We start from the raw sequence: 23,374 nt of genomic DNA, 5'->3' as shown, positions 1-23,374 counted from the left end.
CCCTGTGTTCTTCACTCCCCACGGGCGACCCGTAAGGGGCCCCCGCCGGCCCATCCCGACCCGGAGGCGAACCCCAGCATGTCAGAACCTCTCATCCGTGCCGGCAAGCTTGTCGCACTGACCTATCGAATCGAAGACGGCCAAGGTACGATCCTGGAACAGACCGATATCCCCGTGAGTTATATCCACGGGGGCCAAACCGAGCTGATCGGCGGCATGGACGCCGCCGTCGACGGGCGGTGTGCCGGCGACGAGGTCGAGCTGGTCCTGGGACCGGACCAAGGCTTTGGTCCGCGTGACCCGAATCTGACCTTTACGGACGACTTGGAGAACGTGCCGCCGGAATTCAGGTTCGTCGGTGCCGAGGTGCAGATGGAAAACGAGGCCGGGGAGACCCGGCAGTTCCACGTGACCCGGATCGAGGACGGTCAGCTCACCGTCGACGGCAACCACCCGCTCGCCGGCAAGACCCTGCGCGTGCATGTCCGGATCGAGGAGGTCCGCGACCCCACACATGCGGAGTTGACGGCGGACCTCGGCGGCGGTGCAATGCTTCCAGGTGGCAGTCTGCACTGATTCGGTCTTCGAAGAGGACGAAACGATGAGGCTTGGAGTCGTGATTTTGGCGGCGGGGCTGGGCAAGCGGATGCGTTCAGCCCTTCCGAAGGTGCTCCATCCCTTGGCCGGAAAGCCACTGCTCGCCCACGTCCTGAGCACGGCGCGGGCGATCGGTGCCGAGCGGATCGTGACCGTCTACGGGCACGGCGGCGATGAGGTCCGAACCGCGCTCGCCGATGCCGGGTGTCGTTGGGCCGAGCAGGCCGAGCAACTGGGCACCGGACATGCCGTCATCCAGGCCATGTCGGAAGTCGCGGAGATGGATCGCGTCTTGATCCTCTACGGCGACGTCCCGCTGATCTCGGCAGAGACCTTGAACCGCTTGCTTGGGGTCGCCGCCGATACCGATCTCGCGATCCTGACCGCCGATGTTCCGGATCCCGTCGGGTACGGCCGCATCCTGCGCGATCGCCGCGGTCGGATCGTCGGGATCGTCGAGGAGAAGGACGCAACCCCCGAACAGCGCGCCGTCGCCGAGATCAACACCGGCATCTTGGTCGCCGATCGGGCGCGTCTCGACGATTGGCTCGCCCGCATCGACAACGACAACGTGCAGGGTGAATACTACCTCACTGACGTGACCGCGCTTGCCGCAGCCGAGGGTGTCACGGTTGCATCGACCCGTCCAGGCCGACTCGCGGAGGTCGCCGGCGTCAACGATCGGGTTCAGCTCGCGGCCCTCGAGCGCGATTATCAGCGCCATTCCGCCGAAGATCTCATGCGCTCCGGCGTGACCCTGGCGGATCCGTCGCGGTTCGATCTTCGCGGGGATCTTCAGGCCGATCCCGACGTCGTCATCGACATCAACTGCATATTCGAGGGCGTCGTACGGCTCTCGAGCGGCGCGCGGATCGGCCCCAACTGTCTCCTCAAGGACTGCAGCATCGGCGCGGACACGCATGTCCTCGCCAACTCGGTGATCGATGGGGCCTCCGTCGGCGCTCACGCGCGGATCGGTCCGTTTGCGCGACTGCGCCCCGAGACCCGCCTTGCCGACAACACCCATGTCGGCAACTTCGTGGAGATCAAAAAGACCAGCCTCGGTGCCGGCAGCAAGGCCAACCACCTGACCTACTTGGGCGACGCCGAGATCGGTGCGGGCGTGAATGTCGGCGCGGGAAGCATCACCTGTAACTACGACGGTGCCAACAAGTCGCTCACCCGGATCGAAGACGGGGCCTTTATCGGCTCCAACAGCGCGCTGGTCGCGCCAGTCTGTATCGGCGCGGGCGCGACCATCGGCGCCGGTTCCGTGATTGCGCGCGACGCCCCGGCGGACCAACTCACGCTGACGCGCGTCTCGCAGAGGACGATTCCGGGATGGACGCGACCTCGGAAGCGGTCGGCCTCCTAATCGAGCCGACTCGGGTCTCGGCGTCTCGTCGGCATAAGACACGCGAGGGATAAGTCATGTGCGGTATCGTCGGTGCAATCGCCCAACGTCCGGTCTCGGCCATCCTGCTCGAGGGACTGAGGCGTCTCGAATATCGGGGCTATGATTCCGCGGGTATCGCGGTGCTCGAGGCGCCGTGCCGTTTGAATCGCGCCCGCACGCTCGGCAAGGTCGCGCGCCTGGCCGAGGCGGTCGCCGAGCGGCCCTTGCCCGGCACGCTGGGCATCGCTCACACCCGTTGGGCGACCCATGGTGAGCCGGCGACCCGCAACGCCCATCCCCATGTCTGCCGCGACCGGTGCCTGGTCGTGCACAACGGGATCATCGAAAACCATGAAGAGCTGCGCCGTGAGCAAACCGCCGCCGGCCACCGCTTCACGTCCGAAACCGATACCGAGGTCGTGGTGCATGCGGTTTTCGACGAGCTCGAGGCCGGCCATGCCCTGCTCGATGCCGTCCGCCTGGCGAGGAGACGACTGCGCGGCGCCTATGCCCTCGGCGTCATCGATGCTCAGGATCCCGAGCACCTGGTCGCGGCTCGCCAGGGCAGCCCGCTGGTCATCGGGGTCGGGTTCGGCGAACATTTCATCGCCTCCGATGTCTTTGCCCTCCTGCCCGTCACCAATCGCTTCATCTTTCTCGAAGAGGGCGATATCGCCGAGCTGACCCGAGAATCCGTCCGTATTTGGGACCACGACGGGAACCTCGTCGTGCGACCGGTGACGACCTCCGCTGTCTCGGTCGATGCCGCGGAACGCGGCGAGTACCGCCATTTCATGCTCAAGGAGATCTTCGAGCAGCCCCGAGCGATCGACGATACCCTCGAAGGTCGCCTGGCCGGCACGCGCGTTCTCCCCGAGAGTTTCGGTAACCTGGCCCCCGAGATCTTCGCTCGGGTCAAGGCGGTCACCCTGGTTGCCTGCGGCACCAGCTATCATGCCGCCTTGGTCGCGCGCTATTGGATCGAGGCCCTCGCCGGCCTGCCCTGTACCGTCGAGGTTGCGAGCGAGTACCGCTATCGCAAGCAGGTCGTGCCGGCCGACGCCCTGTTCGTGACCCTCTCCCAGTCCGGCGAAACGGCCGACACGCTCGCGGCGCTGCGTCTGGCGAAATCCTCCGGCTTTGCGGCGACGCTCGCCATCTGCAATGTGCCCGAAAGCTCCCTGGTGCGCGAATCGGACCTCGTGCTCTTGACCCATGCCGGCCCCGAGATCGGTGTCGCCTCCACCAAGGCCTTCACCACCCAGCTGGTCTCCTTGTTGCTGATGACCGTGGCGCTCGGCCGCGAAAATGCGCTGAGCGACACCGCCGAGGCCCATGTGGTCGCGCTGCTTCGAGCGCTCCCGGGCAAGGTCGAGGCCGTGCTGGACCTCGACGACCGAATCGCCGATCTCGCCGAGGTCTTCGTCGACAAGCAGCACACGCTCTTCCTCGGACGCGGCGAGCAATATCCGATCGCCATGGAAGGCGCGCTCAAGCTCAAGGAGATCTCCTACATCCACGCCGAGGCATATCCGGCGGGCGAGCTCAAGCACGGACCCCTTGCCTTGATCGACGAGCAGATGCCCGTTGTCGCAGTCGCGCCCAACAACGCCCTGCTCGAAAAGCTCAAATCCAATCTCGAAGAGGTCCGCGCACGCGGCGGTCAGCTCTATGTCTTTGCCGATCTACATGTCCCCATGGTCGAAGAGGAGGGCGTCACCGTCATCCGTCTCCCCGAGACAGACGATCTGATCGACCCAATCATCTTCACCATTCCACTGCAACTGCTTGCCTATCACGTGGCCGTCCTCAAGGGGACCGATGTCGATCAGCCACGCAATCTCGCGAAATCCGTCACGGTGGAGTAGGCCATGACCCGAGGGCTCGGTATTCTTGTACAATGATGTCTGTAATTCTTCCGCTGCTACCACACTGATTTAAGTGATTGATAAATTTAGTACAAACGGATCAAAATCTGTACGAAGATTATCACCGAAATCCGGTCGCACCGGACCTCGCAAAGGTCTCCCCCGCCTCAGGGAGAGCTGGATTCGTGACAAGCATCGATCTGATCGATAGCGGCTGGCGTTCCCACTGCGTCGGCGCCGTCCAGATCCCCTGTAGGTCGGTTCTGACGTGTTTGGCGATAGTCAAGAGCCCGAGCGGAGGAGCCCCACGATCGGCCAGGATATGCCGCTCGGATTGGCTATCTCCACCAGCCGGTCGCCTCGGTTAAACTCCGGCAGCTTGAGTGCCCCAATGATGGCGCCCGGCGGGTAGCCGTCGCTCGTCGCGGCCGCTGGGTTCGGATCTTGTTTGCAGGCATCCGTGTCTCGGCAACGAGACGCTCGACAAGGCGGTAGACGACCCCGATACCGGAGGCGCTTCGCGGCGTTCTGCGCAGAGGATCCCCACCGTTGATCCAGCGTCTGTGACCTCAATCTCGGTGCACGGACGCGGACGGAGGTCCTCGAAATCATCCAGGACGCCGTCGACCCGAGCTGTCGGCGCCTCGGCGAGGCGCCGGCTCCGCTGCGAGCCTGGAATCGCGCGCCTCAGTCCCTGGCCGCCTGCGCCGTCTCCGCCGTCGGGAGCGCCGCTTGGTTCACCGGCGACGCGGGATCGAGCAGGTAGGCCATGACGTCGGCGATCTGCTCCGCCGTGAGCGTGCCGTGCTCGCCGAAGCGCGGCATGGTCGTGCACGGGAAGAACAGGTGCGCGTTGTAGAGGATCTGATAGGTGTGTTTCAGCATCGCGTCATTGGTTCCGCGCAGTGTGCCGTAGTTGGCGAGACTCGGGCCAACCGTGCCGTGCGCGATCTCCTTCGGGTCGAGCTGATGGCAGGCGTAGCAGTTGCCGCCGGGCGGCTCGCGGGTGTGATCGTCGGTATCCCGGCCGATGCGATAGCCGAAGCCGGAGCGAGCGATCTTCTCGCCGCGCTTCCAATCGCCGAGCACGATGCCGCCCTCCGGGAAGACCATGGACTCTTCGGCCAAGGCACTGATCTTGGCGGCCGTCGCTCGATCCAGCGCCTTGCCGCTGCGCCCGATGGCCGAGCAGACCTTCTGGATCCGGTCCTGGACCATCCGATCGCGGGCCGTGCCGCCGTCCTGGGTGGGTGCGTTGAGGTCGAAGCCGCCGGCCTCGAAGATCAGATAGTCCGCGAGCTCTTCCGGACTCATGGCGGTGTAGGCGGCCTGGGGCGCGGGCGGTCCGGCCGAGGCAGCGGAGGTGAGTACCAGCAGGCCGGCAGCGAGGGCCGCGCCGAAAGCGGTCTGTCGATCGATCGTCATGGGGGTGTCTCCGTGATCAGCAGGAATCAGCGTTTTTTGTCCGGCAGGATCGCCGCTTGCCCGCGTGCCGCATCGGTCCAGAACGACAGGAGCGCGATGGCGGCGTCCGAGCCCGGGATGCTCTGGGGCTGGCGCATCTGCCAGTAGCAGCCCTGAATGCGATGATTGCTGCTGCGCACCTCCTGCGGACCAACGCTGAAGGCAGGCCAGGAGATCGCCTTGGTCCATTCCTGGGGATCCTTCACGTTCGGAAGCACCGATGCGCGGATGCGCTTGCCGGTCTGGGTGTGGCAGGTACTGCACGCGAAGTCCGAGGTGCCGGAACGGCGGTAGAAGAGCACCTCGCCCGCGTCGCGCATGGCTTTCTCGAGAGGATGGTCCAGGGGCGGATTCCACGGGTAGCCGCTCGACTGGCTTGCGATGTAGGTCTGCAGCTTCATCATGTCCGACGTCGAGCCATGCCGCGTCTTCACCTCCGGCGAATCCGGCGCGAAGCCCTGAATGCTTGTCATGCAGTGGACGAGCCGACTCTCGAGGTCCATGACCCGGCCCGTGTCCTCGAAGTAGCGCGGCAGCTCCACGTAGGCGCCGTCGACGACACCCGGACCCTTGCCCAGGTCGCAGGTCTCCAGCGATACCGCGTTCGGACCTCGCGGCTCGTGAAACAACACCTTTCCTTCTTCCGCGACGAACAGGGCCGCGTTGTCCGGCATCATCATGATGTTCTGCTCGCTTTGGGTTAGATAGGCCGACTCCTTGCTGTCGATGAGCTCCTGCAAAACCTCTTCCGGCGCACGCCATTGTTCGGCAAACGCCGCAGTGGACAGGCTCGCCGCCACGCAGGCGGCACCTAGGATCGATCGGAACATTCGGTGAACTCCTCCCCGCTCCCAGGGGTATCGTTATCAGGGGAAAGCAGAGGCGGCGGCTGATCGAGACATACGAAAATCGGCCGTCGCTAGCGACGGCATATGTGGCCGGCGGACGCGGCAAATAGGGAGGAAAACGCCGTCGGCAACAACGGACTTTTCGCAGGGTTCGCGCGTCGATCGTCGCGCCCCGGGCCGGGGAGGAGATCCTGATCGCCGAGGCAGCGCGCAACCCGCCCGAGCGGCCTCCCGCACGGTTGGCCGGGAGCGGGGCATTCGGGTGAACGCGGCAATTTCGAACCGTCCGTCACCTGCGAAGGTCGCTTCGCGGCGCAATCTCACGCGCCGGCAGATAACGGTTGCGCACCACAGCCCGGCGTCCGTCCATCAGAAAGACCCCGGCAAACTCCTCGAGCAGTTGCTCCACCTCCGCCCCGAGGGCGCGCCGCAGGATCTCGCGCGCCCCTCGGCGCACCAGTTCCTCCAACGGCAGCCGCGGCTCCGCCTGCGGCACCCCCTGATCCCCTCGTGCCCTCCCGGCCCCTTACTCGTATCGCCGCTTGCGGCGCGCTTCTTTAGTTGCTGCGTTGGGTCTCGACAACCACATGGTCGGCAACGGTGCGTCGCCTGCTCAAGATCTATCAGCCTAGATCCGGCAGTTGAACGGCCCCTGGAGTGCGTCCCGCGTGGTGTCCGGCAAGGCGCAACGAGGCGTCGTAGTGGTTCTACGACAACGAGTTGCAACGCGGTCGGGCGCCGCGCGGGACGTGCTCCAGGGGTCGTAGCGGCCGCCACCCGGCGGGTGAGGCATCAGATGACCATGATGCTCAACAAGGTCAAACCCTTGCATGCGGCACGAAGCGGTCAACTGCCGGATCTAGGATCAGTCCCCGCTCATACACCAGAACCGCGCATAGCTCGCGCATCGCGGCTGGGCGCCGTTCCGAACAGCGGCGGGTTCATCCCGATCTGTGACTCGAGCTTGCTTGCGGCGCAGCCAGGATGATCGTGCACGTGATACCGCGGTGACGGGTGAGAACCTGCCGCGTCGAGGACGCTTCAGTCGTTAAGTGCGACGATGCGCATAGCCTCTGTCGTGGTTCATTGCGGTGCGACCGCAGGCGATAGAGCCGATGTCCTTCACAGATCGTGTCCGATCCGCTAGCGCGTTCGCTTTGGGTGCCTGCTCGCAGCGGTAAGCATCGCCAGCCATAAGCAATCCTGGGAGACTGCTCTGCGTCCAGGGCGGTCGCTCAAGACCAGGCGCCGAGCGGCGGGTCTGGGTCATGTGCTGTCAGTGGGCTGAGCGACTGGCCGTAGTGGGCCTCCGACGCTGCTGACCGACAGCAGCCGGCTAAAGCCCGTCAACCGCCGGTCTATGGGGAAAGGCCGCAAGATGGCGGGAAGCGGATACTCGGTCTCGCACGCGACCCCCCCCAGTAAAGACTTTCAACAGTCAACCTAAAAAGAGCAGTTAAACCTTGCCTCGAGTGATCCAAGCCGCTGAAATATCGGCGCAAGGAGGTCCCCATGAGCAACCCGATCCCTCACCCGCAGGGTGAACCCGAAACCACCGCATTGGTACCGCATGCCGGCCCGGTTGCGGTGGACACGTTTGGCGGGCGCGTCCACGTCGAGTGGGATGCGCAGGCGGCGGTCACCCCGCTGGGGCAGCTGCCGTTCTTCACCGAGTTTTTGCGCCTGGGCGGGCGCTTCGATGCCTGGGTCGAGAGCTGCCCGCTGAAGCTGACCAGCCCGAACGCCCCGAGCACGCGCGACGTTCTGGGTACCGCCATCCTGGCGGTGCTGTCCGGGCATCAGCGCTATGCCCACATCAGTGCCCTGCGCGGCGACACCATCAACGCCGCCCTGCTGGGCATGGAGGCGGTGGTGAGCGAGGACTCGGTGCGCCGCAACCTCGGCAAGCTCGATGAAGCCGACGGGGTGGCCTGGTTGCAGAACCACCTGGACGCCTGCGTGGCGCCGGTGCTGGGCGTGCCCTGGATTCTCGATGCCGACGTGACGGTCAAGCCGCTCTACGGGCATCAAGAGGGTGCGGTCAAAGGCTACAATCCGCACAAGCCGGGTCGGCCCTCGCACACCTACCATACCTATTTCGTCGCCGGTCTGCGTCTGATCCTGGACGTGGAGGTGCTGGACGGCAACCAAACCGCGTCCAAGTACAGCGCGCCGGGCCTGTGGGAGTTGCTCGCGCGCCTGCCGCGGGCGCACTGGCCGCTGTGCATTCGCGGCGACCGCGATTGGGGCACCCAAGCCAACATGGCACGGGCCGAGCAGGAGGGGATCCCGTATCTGTTCAAGCTGCGCATGACCTCCAAGGTCAAGCAGACCGTCGAGCGCCTGATGCGCGATGCCGAGTGGTGCGATGCCGGTCAAGGCTGGCAGGGGGCCGAGACGACCCTGCGTCTGTCGGGCTGGAGCCGTGCCCGGCGCGCCGTCGTGCTGCGCCGGCGCATCAAGGCCGACCTGGCCGTCGTCGAGCAGGGTGATCCCGAGCAGCTGCGCCTGAGCTTCGCCGAGCTCACCGACGAGACGATCGTCTACGAGTACGCCGTGCTGGTGACCTCGCTGCCCCATGAGATCCTGAGCGTGGCGCAACTCTATCGCGATCGCGCCGACGCGGAGAATCCCTTCGACGAGCTCAAGAACCATTGGGGCTGGGGCGGCTTCACCACCCGCGACATCAAGCGCTGCCGCTTCATGGCGCGCATCACCGCCTTGACCTACAACTGGTGGAGCCTGTTCGTGCGCCTGGCCGACCCGACTCGGCACACCGAGGCGATCACCAGCCGCCCGCTGCTGCTCAGCGCACCGGCACGACTGACCCGTCACGGCGGGCAGACGCGCCTGACCATCAGCCATCCCCATGCCGAAGCCGGGTGGGTGGAGGCGACCTGCCGCGAGATCACGGCCTTCTTCAACACGCTGCGCCGAACTGCGGAGCAGTTGAGTCCCCTGCAACGCTGGTACCGGCTCCTCTCGCGGGCGCTGGTGAAGTATCTCAACGGCCGCCAATTGCAGCCGCCGGCGGTGTTACCGGCGCCGGCGTAGCCGCCGAACCGCCGGTATGTGTACTCGCCCGCGGGCCGAAAACGCTCCGCGACGGGCGCTAACTGCTCTTTTTAGGGTCAACGGTGTTCAGGCCACTGAAATACCGACCAGCCCCGTACCGGTTCCGGGTCCCGCTGACTTGCCTGAAATGCCCTTGAGGAGTCTTGCAGTTGGCGTCCTACTCCCGCAGGTCGGCGGGCTTTGGGCGCCGCTGCAGCGTCTGCGAAGGCAGCTCGCCGAAACACGCCCGGTAGGCTTGCGAGAACTCCCCGAAATGCCAGAAGCCCCACGTGAGCGCCTGCGCGGAGACGGTGGTCGATCCCGGGGCCGCCGCCATTAGGGCCTTGCGAACCCGATGCAGCCGCAGCCGAGTCAGATAGGCTAATGGGGTCAGACCCATGACCTCCTTGAAGGCATAGTCCAGGGTGCGCTCGCTCACGCCGGCGACCCGGCACAGATCGCTGACGCAGAGATCGGCGCCGTTGCGCGCCAGGCAATACTTCTCGGCGCGCCGCACGATCCGGCTGCGGGACCGCCGGGTCCGGTCGCCGCGGACGGGCACGAGATCGCCGGCCTGCCGGAGCGTCGCCAACAGTAATTCGATCAACTCGATCCGCGCGGCGACCCGTTCTCCCTCCTCATCGTCGAACAGGGCAGGCTGCGCGACCGCGATCTCCACCAGACGCTTCCCCAGCCGAAGAGTCCGCACACCAGCGCCTCGCTGGCCTGTCGCGTCTCCACCCCCTGCGGAAGAAGAAACTCCCCCGCCCACTGGCGCGCCGTCCAATGGAGGCGGATCTCCTCGGGCGGGAGCAGAAAGGTGATGCTCTCCCAGCCAGGCTCCACCACGAATCCGGCCTCGGAGTCCGGCGCCGCGGCCAGCAGCATAGCTGGGCGGACCGGCACCCCGTTCACCGTCCCCCGCGCCTGCGGGCCGAAGGTGACGTAGCCGAGCAGACCCTTGCGCACGCTGGTGCTGGTTCGCAGGCGCTGATTGCTGGTGTGGAAGACCACGCTGGTTGCCCCGAGGCGCACGATCTTGCGGTGCTGAACGAGAAGAATCGCGCCTGCGACGCGAGTTCGGGCCTTACGGCGGGTGGCGCGCCCGACGCGGCTCTATATGAACGTCGAGCGGGCCTACCGGGAGCTCCGCCACGAGGCCGAGGACGTTTTCGCCTGGCTCGGATTCATCACGCCCATCAAGCCCGGAACCGTCATCGGGTTAGGCACCATCCCGGACTGCACCGGCCTGGATCATGACGACTTCATCGATCCGGGCGCGGCGATCGAGATTCGCTTCGAACGGCTGGGCAGCTTGCGCTTCCGCTTCGCCCGGCGCTGCAGAAGTTCCATAGCCCGTAGGCACCGGCCGCCGGACTCCTCTCAGGACAACTTGCCGTCCCATCAGGCGGACATCCGATCATGAAGTTCCCCCGTATCTACGCCGACGAACAGGGTGAGACGCACATCGGCGTCCGTGACATCCCGGAGCATGAGGCCCCCCTCGGGCCACCGCCGAACCCGGTGGGGCAGATGACCGAGGCCGACGCCGCCAGTACCTTCGTCGTCTTTTCGGCCCCGGCCGAGACCAAGGTGCCATCGCACAACGCCCCGCAGCCATACATCTGCATCGTTCTCTCCGTCGAGGGCGAGGTGGAGACCAGCGACGGCACGACCCTGCGCCTGGGTCCTGGTGAAGTGCTCTATTGCGACGACACCACCGGCAAGGGCCATGTGACCCGGTCGATCACCGACATCCGACTCGCCTTCATCAACCGGACCGGCGAATAGTCCGGCGGCAGACCACCCGGACTCGCCGGCGACTTGCACAGGAGGACTCATGGAAACCCATACCGCACACGCTCTGACCGACAAGACGCAGGGTCTGAAGTTCACGGAGAGCCCGCGCTGGCATGACGGCAAGCTGTGGTTCCTGGACATCCACGACAAGCGGATCAAGACCGCGGACCTCGAGGGCCGGGTCGAGACGGCGGTGGAACTGCCATTCATCCCGAACGCCTTCGGATTCCGGCGCGACGGCAGCCTGCTGGTCGGCGACGCGATGCAGCGGCAGATCCACCGCTGGGATGGCGAGGCCCTTCAGCCCCTAGCCGACCTCAGCGGCATCACCACCTTCTGCCTGAGCGACGGCATCGTCGATGCGCAAGACCGGATGTACGTCGGCGACATCGGCTACAACTTCTTCGATCCCGCGAGCAAACCTGTGGACACCTGTGTGATCGCCTGCGTCGATCCCGATGGGCGCGTCCGGGTCGTCGCCCAGGACTTGAGCTTCCCGAACGGCATGGTGATCACGCCCGACGGCAAGACCCTGATCGTCGCCGAGACCATGGGTCACCGCCTGACCGCCTTCGACGTCCAGGCCGACGGGTCGCTCGCCAACCGGCGCCTCTATGCCCAGTTGCCCGAGGACCTGAGTCCCGATGGCATCGCGCTCGACGTCGAGGGGGCCGTGTGGCTCGCCAACCCGGAAGGCCAGTTCGGTGCCTTGCGCGTGCGCAAAGACCGCGAGATCGTCGAGCGGGTCGAGCTGGACACGCAGTGCTATGCGGTGATGCTGGGCGGGCCGGAGCGCCGCAGTCTCTTCATCTGCGGCTCGGACTCCCACGATCCGGCGGAGATTGCACAGTGTCCGAGCGCGACCCTGCGGGTGGTCGAGGTCGAGGTGCCTGGGGCGGGCCTTCCCTGAGTTAGGGAAGGCGCAGGGAATCGAGGTGGGATTGTGATGCAACGAGGGTTGCTGATGAAGGCCGTATTGCCGCGCTTGCTCCGAGCCACCGTCCGAAAGGCCGGCAACCTGATTTGCGCGTTTTGGATCGTCGGCCTAGCGGTAAGTGTCAAGGTAGTTGTCGCATCAATCATGTCATGTTCGTGTCGGCCTTCTCCTGTTCACGAGGGGGTTTTCCCGGGTTGAGCAAGACCGAAGGGGGCGGCGTCCAATTGCGGGTGGGTCCGGACCAGCGCGTCGGGTTGTCGTCTCTGGCGGCTTGATAGAGCGCGTCGCGCCGTGCCAGCAGGTCGACATCCTCGCCGCGATGGCGCTGTGCCGGGGTGACGAACTTCAGCGCGCTGTGCAGGTGAATGGTGTTGTACCAGGCGGTGAATGTCGTCATCCAGCGGCGTGCCACCTCGACGTCGTCGAAGGGATCGGAGGGAAAGTCCGGGCGCCCCTTGACGGTGTTGAACAGCGACTCCGAGTAGGGGTTGTCGTTGCTCACCGCCCGGCGACTAAAGGACGGCACGACGCCCAAGCGTTGAAGCATCACCAGCATGGTGGCGCCTTTCATCGGCGAGCCGTTGTCCGAGTGCAGGACCAGTGTGCCCGGGTGCACGCCTTCGCGCAGGTAAGCCTTGTGCAGGACGCTGGCGGCGTGCGCGGCGGACTCCTGCGGGTAGACCTCCCAGCCGACGATCTTGCGGCTGTAGACATCCATGATCAGGTACAGATAGAAGAACATCCCCTGCACGGTACTGGCCAGGTAGGTGATGTCCCAGCTCCAGACCCGATTCGGCCCGGTCGCCTCCAACGGCTGCGGGCGCAGGCGTGCCGGCGCCTTGGCGCGACCGCGGCGGGCGAGCTGCCCGGCGTCGCGCAGCACGCGGTAGAAGGTCGACTCGGATCCCAGGTAGCAGCCCTCGTCGGCCAGCGCCGGGACGATCTGATGCGGACTCAAGCTCGCGAACCTGGGCGCGTTGGCGGCTGTGAGGACGGCTTGTCGCTCGTGGGGCGAGAGCCGATTGGCCGGGGTGCGTACCGCGCCTTCGGTCCGGTGCTCGCGCGTGCGCCCGTCGCCGCCGATCGCCCCGTCGCGACGCCAGCGCTGCAGGGTGCGCTCGGACAGCCCCACGGCGGCGCAGGCGCGACTCAGGCGGGCGCCCTCGGCACAGGCTTGGGCGATGGACTCGCTCACTTGTACGCGCCGCTCATAGGCGAGCGAGCGTCCTCTGGCTCCTCCCAGATCGCCCGGACTTCCTAAGAAACTCCGGCTGCCGGGGCGGGCTCAAGGGTGAAACCGAGCTGTTTGGCGCGACGCTCGAGGTTTTGCACCACCCGCCGGCGATGCCGCTCTTCGTAGTCGGACGCTCCCGGATCACTGTAGTCCATTCCATGGCGAAGCGTGTTGTAGAAGAGCACCGCGAGCTTGCGTGCGGTGGCGGTGACGGCCTTGGCCTTGCCGACACGCATCGCCAGGCGACGATAGAAGGCGCCGAGCGCGCTGTCGGTCTTGCCGACGTTGACGGCCGCCAAGCGTAGCAGGGCACTGGCGCGGTTGTGCGAGCGGCGGGTGCGCGCCGAGAGGACCTTGCCGCCCGAGATCTTGTTGCCGGGCGAGAGGCACAGCCAGGAGGTGAAGTGCTTGGCGGTCGGCCAGGCGGACAGGTCGGTTCCGCATTCGCCGACGAGCTTGAGTGCCAGATAGGGGCCGATGCCGTGGATCTGCGTCAGATCCACGCCGATGACGGCATGCAGCGCCTGGCGAACCTCGAAAGCGAGGGCATTGGGCTGGCGGGTCTTGTGTCGGGGGGCGGATAAGGGCTCGGCCGGCGGCTCGGGTGGCGCCAGTTGTGCGAGCGCCGCTTCGATGCGCCGATCACAGGCCACAACCCGTTCCTGATAGGCGTCGTAGAGCGCCACCGCCTGTTCAAGGGCAAACAGGTGCTCGGGTCGATAGTTGCCCTCCAGCGCCTGAGCAATGGTCTCGACCGACGCCTTGCAGCGCCCGTCGCGATAGCTCGCGAGCACCTGCGGATCCCGTGTCCCGTCAAGGATCGCGCGGATGATGCGCATCCCGGTCTTGCCGGTGATGTCGGAGACGACGTGGTGCAGCTGCAGATTCATCTGCGTCAGCGCCTTCTGCATGTGCTGGATGTGGGAGGCTGCGTAGTCGAGCAGACGCTCGCGCTGGCGCAGATAGGCGCGCAAGGCGGCAATGTCGCCCGGAGGATGAAAGCTGCCGCGCAGCAGGCCATAGGTATGCAGTTGTTGCAGCCACTGGGCGTCGTTGACGTCGGTCTTGCGCCCCGGCACATGCTTGACGTCGCGAGCATTGGCGACGACCACGCGGATCCCGCGTGCCTCGAGGATCTCGTAGAGGGCAATCCAGTACACGCCCGTCGACTCCATGGCCACCGTTTCGATCCGGCAGGCGACCAGCCAGTCCGCGAGGCGATGCAGATCGCCGGTGAAACTCCGAAAGGTGCGCACCGCCTCGGCATCGCACTCCGGCGGGACGGCAACAACATGAAATTGTGCACCGACGTCGATCCCCGCCGCACGGGGATTGACGGTGGACAGCGGTTTGGCGCGACGGCTCTTCTTGGACGGGATCGGCTTCATGACATGGCCCTCGACAGTCGAACAGGATCGAGAGCAGGGACAGCGAGATCAATCACCTTCCTATTCGGGATCGCCGAACGGCGTCATCACACGCAGACTCGCAACAGTCCCCGGGCCACGTTTTTTTACGGGGTCAACGCCACCAAAAAGCAGACGGCCTCGGCTCTCGAAGTCGCCCCAAGTCTATGCCGAAAGGAGTTTGTGCGCCTACAGGAGCGGGGCGCGCCCCGAGGAGGGTTTTTTGGAGCACCAGCAACGTGGCGGCTTCGGCCAAGGCTCGGTCCTTGCGCTGCAACTCCCGACCCAGGCGCACGATCTCCGCCTGCTCGGCGCGCCGCTCGGCCCGCTCGGTCGTGCTCGTCAGCGGCGCATTGGCCTGCTGGCAGGTCGTGCGCCACGCGCTGATCTGCTCGGCGAACAGGCCCTTGCGCCGACAGTACGCGCCCAGCTCCAACTCATTGAGGGTGGCGGTCTCCATCACCACGGCAAACTTCTCCTCGCTGCCGAGCGTCCCGGCAGGCACCGTCGATGCCCGTGGTCGACGCGCCCGACCCAACGCCTCGCGCCGCCAGCCGTAGAGGGTGTCGCGCGGGATGCCGGTTTGCGCGGCCAACTGCGGGACGCCGACGTTGTTGGGCGGCAGTAGCTTCGTCAGGATGCTGTCTTTCAGTTCGCTCGAATAGGTTGTCATGTCGCTCGCCTTCTCATGCCTCGGGGCGCTTGCGCCGCGCCCTCCGGGGTCAGCCGTCAGTCGCCCTTCGGGCTCCTTCCCGGCTGACCCCGGAGGGCGCAAAGCCCCGGGTCGGTGATGCCCCATCCTCCCACACATTCTCCCAAAGGGAGGCGACATCTATCCTGACACCTGGGGCTCGCGCCCACATGCCCACAGGCACAGCAACAGGTTTTACGAAATGTGCTCCAAAGGGTGTGAATCGGCAGGGCCGGAGTCAAGCCCTGACCCACAGGAAACGTAACAGGGCCACGAATGGACTGCGCCCAACCAGCGCGGCGTCCCCGGCTACGAAGGCTATCTCAACACCGATGTGCTCACGCTGCCCCAGTTGCTGCGCGACGCCGGCTATCACACCTACATGGTCGGCAAGTGGCACCTGGGCAAGGCGCCGGAGTTGATTCCGGCCGCGCGCGGATTCGAGCGCGACTTCTCGCTGCTCGACGGGGCGGGCAGCTACTGGGACATGACCAATTTCACCGGTGCATCGCCCAAATCGGTCTTCACCGAAGACGGGCGTTATCTCACCAAGCTGCCCAAGGACTACTACGCGACCAAGACCTACACCGATAAGTTGATCGAGTTCATCGACGCCAATCAGGGCGACGGCAAACCCTTCTTTGCCTATGTCTCCCACCAGGCGCCGCATGATCCCTATCACCTGCCCCGGGAGTGGCGTAACCGTCATGTCGGGGAGTACGACAAGGGTTGGGACGCGGTGCGACAGGAGCGCTTGCAGCGCCAGATCGCGCTCGGCATCCTGCCGCCGGGCACGCAGCTCGCCGAACGGATGTGGTTCGTCCCCGATCCCGTCACGCTCGCGCCGGCGGCCCAGGCAACCCGTGGCAAGAAGATGGAACTCTACGCCGGGATGGTGGAGAACATGGACTTCCACGTCGGCCGGCTAATCGACCACCTCAGGAAGATCGGCGAGTACGAGAACACCATCTTCATCGTGTTCGGCGACAACGGTGCCGAGGGCACCGATCTGTTCAAGATGATCGCGGGTCAGCCGGGCACGCGCGACTTCCTCTTTGCGGCGATCAAGTGGTCGCAGACCCATCCGAAGGCCTGGGGCGACCCCGGCTCCTACGTCGGCTACGGCCCGATGTGGGCGCAGGTCTCGATGACGCCCTTCAGCCAGTACAAGGGTTGGGTCGCCGAAGGCGGCATCCGCAACGCGCTCATTGTCAGCGGCCCGGCCGACGAGCGGCCGAAGGGCAGCATCAACGATGGGGTCATGCATGTGGCCGACATCATGCCGACCCTGCTCGAGATTGCCGGGACCGACTATCCGAAGACCTACGAGGGGCGTGACGTCCCCGCACTCATCGGCAAGTTCTGGAACCGCATGCTGAGCGGTCAAGCACAGTCGCCGCGGACCGACGAGGACACCCTTGCCTGGGAGATCTTCGGCAATCCCGCGGTGCGACAGGGCGACTGGAAGCTGCGTTGGCAGTACGAGCCACTGGGCACCCGCGATTGGGAACTCTACAACCTCGCTGCGGATCCTGCCGAGCGCCAGGATCTGGCCGCGGCACGACCGGACAAGGTGCGGCAGATGGTCGCGCTTTGGGATCGTTACGTCCGCACGAACAACGTGATCCTGCCGAGCCGCTCTCCGTTCGAGACCCTGAAAGATCAGCTTCCGCCGCGTGTCCCGGATGACCCCGGTTTTCCGCCGCTGATCAACAAGGGGCAGTTCGTGCCGCCCGAGGACATGCTGGCCGATCCCGAGCGTTGACCCCCAAGCGAAATACGGTGCCGACCCAATCATTCATCAAGCAGGATAGTGATCTCACGTCCATGAACACAGGTTCGATGAAACAGGCCATGCGATCGCGGTTTGCGCTCGTTACGCTGCTCGCCATAGGCGCGCTCGGTCCACTCCAAGCGCTCGCCCAAGTGCCGGCGCGCTTCTCTTGGGATACGCTCTCAGGCGCGATTGCGGTGCCGCTCATTTTCGAATCGATCAACGGCAACACCAACCCCTTCGATCCGGCGCACATCGTGACACCGGGCGCGAACTTCGACGCTACCATGGCCATCGCCGGATACGCGCGGACATTCGCATTGTTCGATCGCTCGGCCATGGCCGCCATCCTGCTGCCGATGGGGCGGATCTCGGGCGACGTGACCGTCGCCGGCAGGACGTTCAACCAGTCGGCCAGCGGCTTCGGCGATCCGATGCTCGAGCTCGGCATCACCGTCATCGGTCCGCCGGCGCAAAAAAATATTCCCGACGTCATGCGCTATGAGCCGGGGTTCACAGTGAAATTGCTCGCCGACCTGGCCCTGCCGATCGGCGAATACGACAGCGACCAACCCCTGAACATCGGCCAGAACCGCTGGTACGGGCGCCTCGGTCTGCCCGTCATCTGGCAGCTCGGCCCCTGGGTGCCGGGCCGGCGCACGACCCTGGAGCTCCTGCCCGCGGTTTGGCTGTTCGGCAACAACACCGATTATGTCGGCCAGACCTTGGAGACCGATCCGCTGTTCCAGTTGGATGCGCACTTGACGCGCGACTTCACCGAGCATCTCTGGGGCTCGCTCGACGCCGTCTGGTACAACGGGGGCCAGGCGAGTATCGACGGCGTCCAGGGGGAAAAGCTCGACAATCTCGGTGTCGGGCTCACACTCGGTTACACGATCAAAGAGAACCTGAATCTGACCGTCGGCTACAAGTCGACCATCAACGACAACGCCCCCGGTGACCTGCAGATGGATGGTTTCATGGCCACGCTGGTGTTCGGCTGGCACCCCCTGATCGAAGGCTCGCGAAGGCTGAAGGAAGAGTAGCAGCGCATCGCGACGGGAACCGGTGCCAGGCGCCCGCTATCAGGATCCAGCGGACGCCGAACATGGCGGGCCGAGTGGCGGCTCCCGGTTGGACCGGGGTCGTCGCCGAAGTCGCGACGAGCGACGGCTCCCCGCCGGGCGCCTTCATTGGGGCGCTCAAGCTGTCGGAGTTTAACCGAGGCGACCGGCTGGTGGAGATGGCGAATCCGAGCGCCATTTCCTGGTCGATCGTGGGGCTCCTCCGCTCGGGCTCTTGACTATCGCCAACCACCCAGCACCGACCTACAGCGGATCTGGACGGCGCCGACGCAGCGGAAAAGCCAGCCGCTATCGATCAGTTCGATGCTTGTCACGAATCCAGCTCTCCCCGAGGCGGGGGAGACCTTTGCGGGGTCCGGTGCGACCGGATTTCGGTGATGGATTCGGTACTGACCTTGACCCGTTTGTACGAAATTTATCAATCATATAAATCATTGTTTTAGAAACTGAAAAATCACAGACTTAATCGTACGAAGAGCCCGTGAAAACCTCGAGCAAGCAGTTCTTCTTTAGGTTTTGGACCGCGTGCTCAATGTGGATCGTCGCCCGTTACGGGGAGATGGACGGGGCAGGCTGGTGGAATACCAATGGAAGCCTCGGTCGACATGGCGCGCTGGCGCTGCAGCGCGGAGTTCCCTCAACCCATCATTTCGCCCAGGCTCGGATCGCCTTTGCGGTCGCGCACAGCCGTTGCCATGAGCTCTTCGACCCGCCCGGATGCATGACGCTCTGGAACCTCCCCGCCCGGATCGAGGATCAATTCGAAGCGCACTGGCAGGACTGGTTGGATGAGGGCGAACGCTGCTCACCTTTCTTCACTCACCTGGCCGGGGCGGGCTCTGACGATCTTCTCCTCGCGCTCGCCGAGGCTGGCCTCGTGGATGAACGCCACTTGGCCGCGGTAGGCCAGCTGCGCCGCTCGGCCGAAGGCCCATCGGTTCCCTTGCCTGGTACCCACCAATCCAACACACGCGCTTGCCGGACGGGTTTCGCTGCCCGAACTGCGGCTAAGCCGCGCACTGCGTCCTGAGCGGCAGCACTTCGATCAGGGTCTCTGAGTCAGCAACGAGAAAGAACGTCCTCGTCATAAGCGCAGGCCGTGTTATGAGCTTCTTTAGGCTAAACGTCACATGTACTACCCTCGGTAGGTGATCAAGAGCTTCGCTGACAATGCGACCGCCGCCCTGTTCTCGGGTCGACGCGTGCGGGGTCTTCCGCCGGACATCCATCGCCGCGCCTACGCCAAGCTGCAAGCCATCGATGCGGCGGACCCACTCGACTTTCTGCGCGTGCCGCCGTCCAACCGCCTGGAACAGCTTCGCGAAGACCGTGCGGGTCAGTGGAGCATTCGCATCAACGACCAATGGCGTATCTGTTTCCGATGAGAGGAGCATGACGCCTATGACGTCGAGGTGACCGACAGTCGACGTTCCGACCCTCCGCGACGACCTGGGATCTCTCTTGCCGGAGGCCCGCCCCGCGATTGAACGCTGTGCTAGCGGGATGTCTACCCTCTTGTGGAGCCGACGGGGACATCGAGCTGCGGCATCGGTTTCGGTCCTGCCCTATACTTGCCCTGATTGTCGACCCCACACGGCTCGTGAGGCGTGGCTGCCGTCGTAGTGCAGAGCCCCGAGCATCTCGTGGGTCGATGACGGCAAACGATGCCTCCGACGCCGCGACGGTGCGGCTGAACATTCGAGACCTGCATCCATGGCCGATACCACGACCTCCTCCCGTCCCCCGCCCGAGACGCCGGACGTCGTCGCCGGTCTGACGTCGATGGACGCGGACGCGCTGCTGACCGGGTGTCGCGATCGGCTCGCGCACGGTCTGGCGACCGTTTTCGCGCAGCATCTCGGCGGGGCGAGCGAAGATTTCCTCGGGATGGCCGACCGCGCGACTAGCCTCGAGCAACAACAGCTCTATTTCTCGGCGATGGATTTCCTCGACAACCGCGGGCAACAGCTCTTGCAGCAGTTCCGCAGCGCCTATGTCGCCTGCTTTGACGCGAGCGTCGCCGCCTTGCAGTCGAAGGAGGCTGCGACGGCGATGCACGAGACCGACGAGCTGCGTCTCGTGGACACGGACGATTTCGAGCGTGATCTGGCCATCGGTAAACTCTCGGCCCGCGCGGCATGCAATTGCTCCCAGCAGCTTACAGCGCTCGACCGCCGTCTCGCGGCGCTGTTGCGCGTGCCTCGGATCAGCCAGGACGACAATCCGCTGTACCCGCGTACCCTTTTCAGCGCCATGCTCCAGGCCCTGAACGACATGGATGTTCGCGAGCAGCTCGCGCTGATCCTGTTGCATGAGTTCGAGCGTCAGACCTCCGTCGAGCTTCCCGGCGTCTACGCGGATCTGAATCGTTTTCTCGTTCAGTCGGGCGTACTTCCGACCATCCCGCTTGCGGGACCCCTGTCGGCTCCCCGCAGCGAGACTCCCGACCAGCCCGGGGGGACTTTCGGCGGGATGACGGGGTGGGCCGGGTTCGAGCCTTCGGAGGATCCGGGATTGGCCGAGCAGGAGGAACGGGGCGTTGCCGACCAGGATGCCCGGATCGAAACGCAGGTGGACTTCGGGCGGGTTCCACGTCTTTCGAACGATGACGTCTTCGGCCAGTTGGCCAGAGCGATCCAGACCGCGAGTCGCGGACGACTCTCCCGGACGACAGCTGCGCCCGGTGCGCCGAAGGGCGGCTCCGCACCGGGCGGTCAGGAAACACCCGCGTTCGGCCTTGCCCAGCTGATCGAGGCGTTGAACGCGCTTCAGCGAGGGTTTACGGATTTTCGTCAGATTCCGGGCCTGAGAACCGCGAACATCGATCCGCGGCGCGGCAACGTGCTTCAACAGATTCGCGCCACACCCATGATGATGTGGTCGAGGCCGCTTGATGCCATGACCATCGACATCGTCTCGCGGCTGTTCGATGCCATCTTCAACGACCCCGAGCTCTCGGCGACCGTGCGCGCGGAGTTGGCCAAGCTGCAGATTCCGGTGCTCAAGGTCGCGCTGGTAGACAAGTCCTTTTTTTCCGATCGCAGGCACCCCGCCCGTCGGCTGCTCGACGTGGTCGCGAGCTCCGGAATCGGTCGCAACGAGAAGGACGAGCCCCGTTTCGTCGACAAGGTCCGTGAAATCGTCGATGCGGTCGTCGAGGGGTTCGACACGGACCTGAACGTCTTCGCGGTTCAAACCTACAATCTCGAAGAGTTCCTGCGCGAGGAAGAGGAGCACGCGCAAAGCAAGTCGCAGCGTGTCTTCGATCAGCTCGAGCAACGCGATCGCCAGGAGATTGCCGCCTCGCGAGTCGGCGTGGAGTTGGCGACCCGGACCACCGACTCCGGGCTTCCCGTTCTGGTTGCATCGTTTTTCGATCGCTTTTGGCGTCGGGTGATGATCGACGTCTTCATCCGCTTCGGCGACGCCGGCGAGCCGTGGCGCGAAGCGCTGGCGACGATGGACGACCTGATCTGGAGCGTCAAGCCCAAAGACACGGCGCAAGAGCGCAGCCGGCTCCTCACGGCGCTCCCGGATCTCCTCAAGCGCCTGCGCCGAGGCCTGGAAACCGTCCATCTCGAGGAAGCTTGGGATCCCTTCTTCGACCGCTTGATCCGGCTCCACATGGGCGCCCTGCACAAGGAGCCGCCGCCCGAGCAAACATCCGACCCGATGTTTGATCAAAACGCCTTCCCCACATCCGCGGCGGAGTCGTTACAGACGGCGGGCGCTGCGAGCGCGCCGGAATTCGCCGAGGACCTGGCGCAAGGCGAGGAGTCGACGCCGACGTCCGACGAGACGGGGCCGCCGGACCAGTATCTGCTGCTCGCCCGTTCGCTCGAAGTCGGCGACTGGGTGGAGTTTCAGAGTTTTCGGGGGACCCGCAAGACCTTACGGTTGGGCTGGGTCAGCAAATATCGCGGGGTCTACCTCTTTACCAATCGGCAGGGCGACAACGCCTTGACCCTGGCCACCACCAGTCTCGCCGGTCATCTGCGCAAGGGTACGGCCCGGGTCTTGAGCCAGGATCCCTTGACGGATCGTGCGGTGGCCCAAGTGCTCGAGCAGGTCATGCCCGAGACGACGAGCGATTCCGGCTGACGGCCTCTCAAGCTGCCCGTCTCCCGGGGCCAGGCCGCGCGTGCCTCTGCGTTCGAAACGGTTCGATCAGGTCCCGGCGTCCGACACTTGGGCCAGCGCCCTCGACAGTTGCGGGATCTCGGTCTCCAGTGTTCGGCGCGCGCGGAACCCCAAATCGCGCTCCAACTTCGCCGACGAGAACCAGGCGTCGCCGGTGAGCTTGCCGAGCCCGGCCAGGGTCAGCGGCATGCGCCGCCGGGTCAGGCGCTCGCCCAACGTACCGATGCCGGCCGCGAGGCGCAGGACGGGAAGCGGGATCGTCCAGCGCGGTACGGGTCGACCGAGTGCGATCAGGCTTTGTTCGTAGAGCCAACGGGTGGAATAGTCTCGGCCGTCGGTGACCAGGTAGACCTCGCCGGCCGTCTCCGGATGGTTGGCCACCAGGATTGCGGCGGCGACGGCATCCTCCACATGGATCGCGGCGCGGTGGTTCTCGATCCGAGGCCAAGGCGGGAAGCGCCCCGCGGCGACCGCCTTGACCATGCGGGCGATGTTGCCGCTCTCCCCGAGTCCATAGACCATGGGCAGCCGCAGAACCGCGGCGTGTCGTCCGGTCGTCCTTCCGAGCTCGAGGACGCTGCGCTCGGCGGCCAGCTTGGCGCGACCGTAAAGGCTATCGGGCGCCGGGATGCTCGACTCGTCGGCAGGTCGGCCGAGTGCACCGGCTCGATCGCCCATCGCCTTGATGCTGCTCAGATAGATCACCCGCCGAATGCCCGACGGCTCGACCCGAGCCATCAGGTTGGCTGTGCCCACGGCGGTCACCGGCCAGTGGGGCGGTGCCTCGTAGATGTCCGGCTCGTCCGGGCGCGGCGAATAGCTCGCGAGGTGGAACAGCGTGTCGATGCCGTCGCAGACCGATCCGAGACTCGACGGGTCGGTCAGGTCGGCGGTGCGGATCTCGGGACCCGGCCTGGGTTCTTGCCCTTGCCAGAGTGTCCGCGCCGCATCCGAGGATCGCGTCACGATCGCCACCCGGTGACCGGCTCCGAGCAGCTCCGCGACCAGCCGTCGGCCTACCTTGCCGGTCGCCCCGGTGACCAGGATCGAGCCGAGCGGCGCGCTTTCGTCTCGCTTCAT

At 65.4% G+C, this 23,374-nt stretch carries 19 protein-coding genes and 3 pseudogenes; 13 read left to right on the top strand and 9 right to left on the bottom strand.

What is annotated here, in order from left to right; translation table 11 throughout:
- The first annotated feature begins 78 nt into the window (after window positions 1–78).
- Genes LT988_RS12645 through glmS form a run of 3 tightly spaced genes read left to right on the top strand, consistent with a single transcriptional unit; the run spans window position 79 to window position 3,861 of the window.
- A complete protein-coding gene (locus tag LT988_RS12645) occupies window positions 79–576 on the top strand; it encodes an FKBP-type peptidyl-prolyl cis-trans isomerase (protein WP_232410475.1) in 498 nt (165 codons plus the stop codon).
- 25 nt (window positions 577–601) lie between these two features.
- Window positions 602–1,972: a bifunctional UDP-N-acetylglucosamine diphosphorylase/glucosamine-1-phosphate N-acetyltransferase GlmU gene (gene glmU, locus LT988_RS12640; RefSeq protein WP_232410474.1), complete on the top strand. Its 1,371-nt coding sequence runs from the start codon at window positions 602–604 to the stop codon at window positions 1,970–1,972.
- Between the two features lie 56 nt (window positions 1,973–2,028).
- The gene (gene glmS / locus LT988_RS12635) at window positions 2,029–3,861 is read left to right on the top strand and encodes a glutamine--fructose-6-phosphate transaminase (isomerizing) (RefSeq protein WP_232410473.1); all 1,833 of its coding nucleotides are present in this window, start codon (window positions 2,029–2,031) and stop codon (window positions 3,859–3,861) included.
- A gap of 687 nt (window positions 3,862–4,548) precedes the next feature.
- On the opposite strand, the gene soxX is transcribed toward glmS, so the two are convergent.
- The 3 genes and pseudogenes from soxX to LT988_RS12620 form a co-directional block, all read right to left on the bottom strand.
- On the bottom strand, window positions 4,549–5,286 hold the full coding sequence (soxX, locus tag LT988_RS12630) for a sulfur oxidation c-type cytochrome SoxX (RefSeq protein ID WP_232410472.1): 738 nt from the start codon (window positions 5,284–5,286) through the stop codon (window positions 4,549–4,551).
- 26 nt (window positions 5,287–5,312) lie between these two features.
- Window positions 5,313–6,155 (bottom strand): sulfur oxidation c-type cytochrome SoxA, encoded by an 843-nt coding sequence (gene soxA / locus LT988_RS12625; protein ID WP_232410471.1) that lies wholly within the window; start codon window positions 6,153–6,155, stop codon window positions 5,313–5,315.
- Between the two features lie 334 nt (window positions 6,156–6,489).
- Window positions 6,490–6,669 (bottom strand): annotated as a pseudogene (locus LT988_RS12620) (IS256 family transposase); the annotation flags it as partial.
- 1,016 nt (window positions 6,670–7,685) lie between these two features.
- Between LT988_RS12620 and LT988_RS12615 the strand changes: the two are divergent.
- Complete coding sequence (locus LT988_RS12615; RefSeq protein WP_232405990.1) at window positions 7,686–9,227, top strand: transposase; 1,542 nt, start codon at window positions 7,686–7,688, stop codon at window positions 9,225–9,227.
- Window positions 9,228–9,405: 178 nt separating this feature from the next.
- On the opposite strand, the gene LT988_RS12610 is transcribed toward LT988_RS12615, so the two are convergent.
- The gene (locus LT988_RS12610) at window positions 9,406–9,906 is read right to left on the bottom strand and encodes a helix-turn-helix domain-containing protein (RefSeq protein ID WP_232410469.1); all 501 of its coding nucleotides are present in this window, start codon (window positions 9,904–9,906) and stop codon (window positions 9,406–9,408) included.
- Window positions 9,831–10,262 carry a hypothetical protein gene (locus tag LT988_RS12605; protein WP_232410468.1) on the bottom strand — a complete coding sequence of 144 codons (432 nt, stop codon included), beginning with the start codon at window positions 10,260–10,262 and terminating at the stop codon, window positions 9,831–9,833. The genes LT988_RS12610 and LT988_RS12605 overlap by 76 nt, the downstream gene beginning before the upstream one ends.
- A 61-nt stretch (window positions 10,263–10,323) precedes the next feature.
- Here LT988_RS12605 and LT988_RS12600 point away from each other — a divergent pair, with 61 nt between their 5' ends.
- The 3 genes from LT988_RS12600 to LT988_RS12590 are packed head-to-tail and all read left to right on the top strand — an operon-like array spanning window position 10,324 to window position 11,937.
- Window positions 10,324–10,653, top strand: coding sequence for a fumarylacetoacetate hydrolase family protein (locus tag LT988_RS12600; protein WP_232410467.1), 330 nt, complete (start codon window positions 10,324–10,326; stop codon window positions 10,651–10,653).
- Window positions 10,650–11,018, top strand: coding sequence for a cupin domain-containing protein (locus LT988_RS12595; protein ID WP_232410466.1), 369 nt, complete (start codon window positions 10,650–10,652; stop codon window positions 11,016–11,018). The genes LT988_RS12600 and LT988_RS12595 overlap by 4 nt, the downstream gene beginning before the upstream one ends.
- A gap of 49 nt (window positions 11,019–11,067) precedes the next feature.
- Complete coding sequence (locus tag LT988_RS12590; protein ID WP_232410465.1) at window positions 11,068–11,937, top strand: SMP-30/gluconolactonase/LRE family protein; 870 nt, start codon at window positions 11,068–11,070, stop codon at window positions 11,935–11,937.
- A gap of 169 nt (window positions 11,938–12,106) precedes the next feature.
- Here LT988_RS12590 and LT988_RS12585 read toward each other — a convergent pair.
- From LT988_RS12585 to LT988_RS12575, 3 genes and pseudogenes are all read right to left on the bottom strand, one after another.
- Window positions 12,107–13,216 (bottom strand): annotated as a pseudogene (locus LT988_RS12585) (IS3 family transposase); the annotation flags it as partial.
- A gap of 5 nt (window positions 13,217–13,221) precedes the next feature.
- The gene (locus tag LT988_RS12580; RefSeq protein ID WP_232410464.1) at window positions 13,222–14,586 is read right to left on the bottom strand and encodes an IS110 family RNA-guided transposase; all 1,365 of its coding nucleotides are present in this window, start codon (window positions 14,584–14,586) and stop codon (window positions 13,222–13,224) included.
- A 133-nt stretch (window positions 14,587–14,719) separates the two neighbouring features.
- Window positions 14,720–15,277 (bottom strand): hypothetical protein, encoded by a 558-nt coding sequence (locus tag LT988_RS12575; RefSeq protein ID WP_232407571.1) that lies wholly within the window; start codon window positions 15,275–15,277, stop codon window positions 14,720–14,722.
- A gap of 346 nt (window positions 15,278–15,623) precedes the next feature.
- Here LT988_RS12575 and LT988_RS12570 point away from each other — a divergent pair.
- The 6 genes and pseudogenes from LT988_RS12570 to LT988_RS12545 all read left to right on the top strand — a co-directional run.
- Window positions 15,624–17,060, top strand: a pseudogene (locus LT988_RS12570) (sulfatase-like hydrolase/transferase); the annotation flags it as partial.
- A gap of 62 nt (window positions 17,061–17,122) precedes the next feature.
- Entirely contained in the window at window positions 17,123–18,115 is a 993-nt protein-coding gene (locus LT988_RS12565; RefSeq protein WP_232410462.1) for a transporter, read from the top strand.
- 62 nt (window positions 18,116–18,177) lie between these two features.
- On the top strand, window positions 18,178–18,372 hold the full coding sequence (locus LT988_RS12560) for a hypothetical protein (protein WP_232410461.1): 195 nt from the start codon (window positions 18,178–18,180) through the stop codon (window positions 18,370–18,372).
- Window positions 18,373–18,686: 314 nt separating this feature from the next.
- Window positions 18,687–19,184, top strand: coding sequence for a BrxE family protein (locus LT988_RS12555; protein WP_232410460.1), 498 nt, complete (start codon window positions 18,687–18,689; stop codon window positions 19,182–19,184).
- A gap of 118 nt (window positions 19,185–19,302) precedes the next feature.
- Complete coding sequence (locus tag LT988_RS12550; protein WP_232410459.1) at window positions 19,303–19,539, top strand: type II toxin-antitoxin system RelE/ParE family toxin; 237 nt, start codon at window positions 19,303–19,305, stop codon at window positions 19,537–19,539.
- 328 nt (window positions 19,540–19,867) lie between these two features.
- Complete coding sequence (locus LT988_RS12545; RefSeq protein WP_232410458.1) at window positions 19,868–22,255, top strand: DUF1631 domain-containing protein; 2,388 nt, start codon at window positions 19,868–19,870, stop codon at window positions 22,253–22,255.
- A gap of 66 nt (window positions 22,256–22,321) precedes the next feature.
- Here LT988_RS12545 and LT988_RS12540 read toward each other — a convergent pair whose 3' ends face one another.
- The gene (locus LT988_RS12540; protein ID WP_232410457.1) at window positions 22,322–23,374 is read right to left on the bottom strand and encodes an NAD-dependent epimerase/dehydratase family protein; all 1,053 of its coding nucleotides are present in this window, start codon (window positions 23,372–23,374) and stop codon (window positions 22,322–22,324) included.

It is taken from the genome of Thiocapsa bogorovii (assembly GCF_021228795.1).
Classification (GTDB): domain Bacteria; phylum Pseudomonadota; class Gammaproteobacteria; order Chromatiales; family Chromatiaceae; genus Thiocapsa; species Thiocapsa bogorovii.
This window is presented reverse-complemented; position numbering and strand designations above follow the sequence as displayed.

Coding starts and splice junctions, on each gene's coding strand:
- LT988_RS12645 (WP_232410475.1), top strand. CDS start 79: ATGTCAGAACCTCTCATCCGTGCCGGCAAGCTTGTCGCACTGACCTAT.
- glmU (WP_232410474.1), top strand. CDS start 602: ATGAGGCTTGGAGTCGTGATTTTGGCGGCGGGGCTGGGCAAGCGGATG.
- glmS (WP_232410473.1), top strand. CDS start 2,029: ATGTGCGGTATCGTCGGTGCAATCGCCCAACGTCCGGTCTCGGCCATC.
- soxX (WP_232410472.1), bottom strand. CDS start 5,286: ATGACGATCGATCGACAGACCGCTTTCGGCGCGGCCCTCGCTGCCGGC.
- soxA (WP_232410471.1), bottom strand. CDS start 6,155: ATGTTCCGATCGATCCTAGGTGCCGCCTGCGTGGCGGCGAGCCTGTCC.
- LT988_RS12615 (WP_232405990.1), top strand. CDS start 7,686: ATGAGCAACCCGATCCCTCACCCGCAGGGTGAACCCGAAACCACCGCA.
- LT988_RS12595 (WP_232410466.1), top strand. CDS start 10,650: ATGAAGTTCCCCCGTATCTACGCCGACGAACAGGGTGAGACGCACATC.
- LT988_RS12590 (WP_232410465.1), top strand. CDS start 11,068: ATGGAAACCCATACCGCACACGCTCTGACCGACAAGACGCAGGGTCTG.
- LT988_RS12580 (WP_232410464.1), bottom strand. CDS start 14,586: ATGAAGCCGATCCCGTCCAAGAAGAGCCGTCGCGCCAAACCGCTGTCC.
- LT988_RS12575 (WP_232407571.1), bottom strand. CDS start 15,277: ATGACAACCTATTCGAGCGAACTGAAAGACAGCATCCTGACGAAGCTA.
- LT988_RS12565 (WP_232410462.1), top strand. CDS start 17,123: ATGAACACAGGTTCGATGAAACAGGCCATGCGATCGCGGTTTGCGCTC.
- LT988_RS12560 (WP_232410461.1), top strand. CDS start 18,178: ATGGCGGGCCGAGTGGCGGCTCCCGGTTGGACCGGGGTCGTCGCCGAA.
- LT988_RS12555 (WP_232410460.1), top strand. CDS start 18,687: ATGTGGATCGTCGCCCGTTACGGGGAGATGGACGGGGCAGGCTGGTGG.
- LT988_RS12545 (WP_232410458.1), top strand. CDS start 19,868: ATGGCCGATACCACGACCTCCTCCCGTCCCCCGCCCGAGACGCCGGAC.
- LT988_RS12540 (WP_232410457.1), bottom strand. CDS start 23,374: ATGAAGCGAGACGAAAGCGCGCCGCTCGGCTCGATCCTGGTCACCGGG.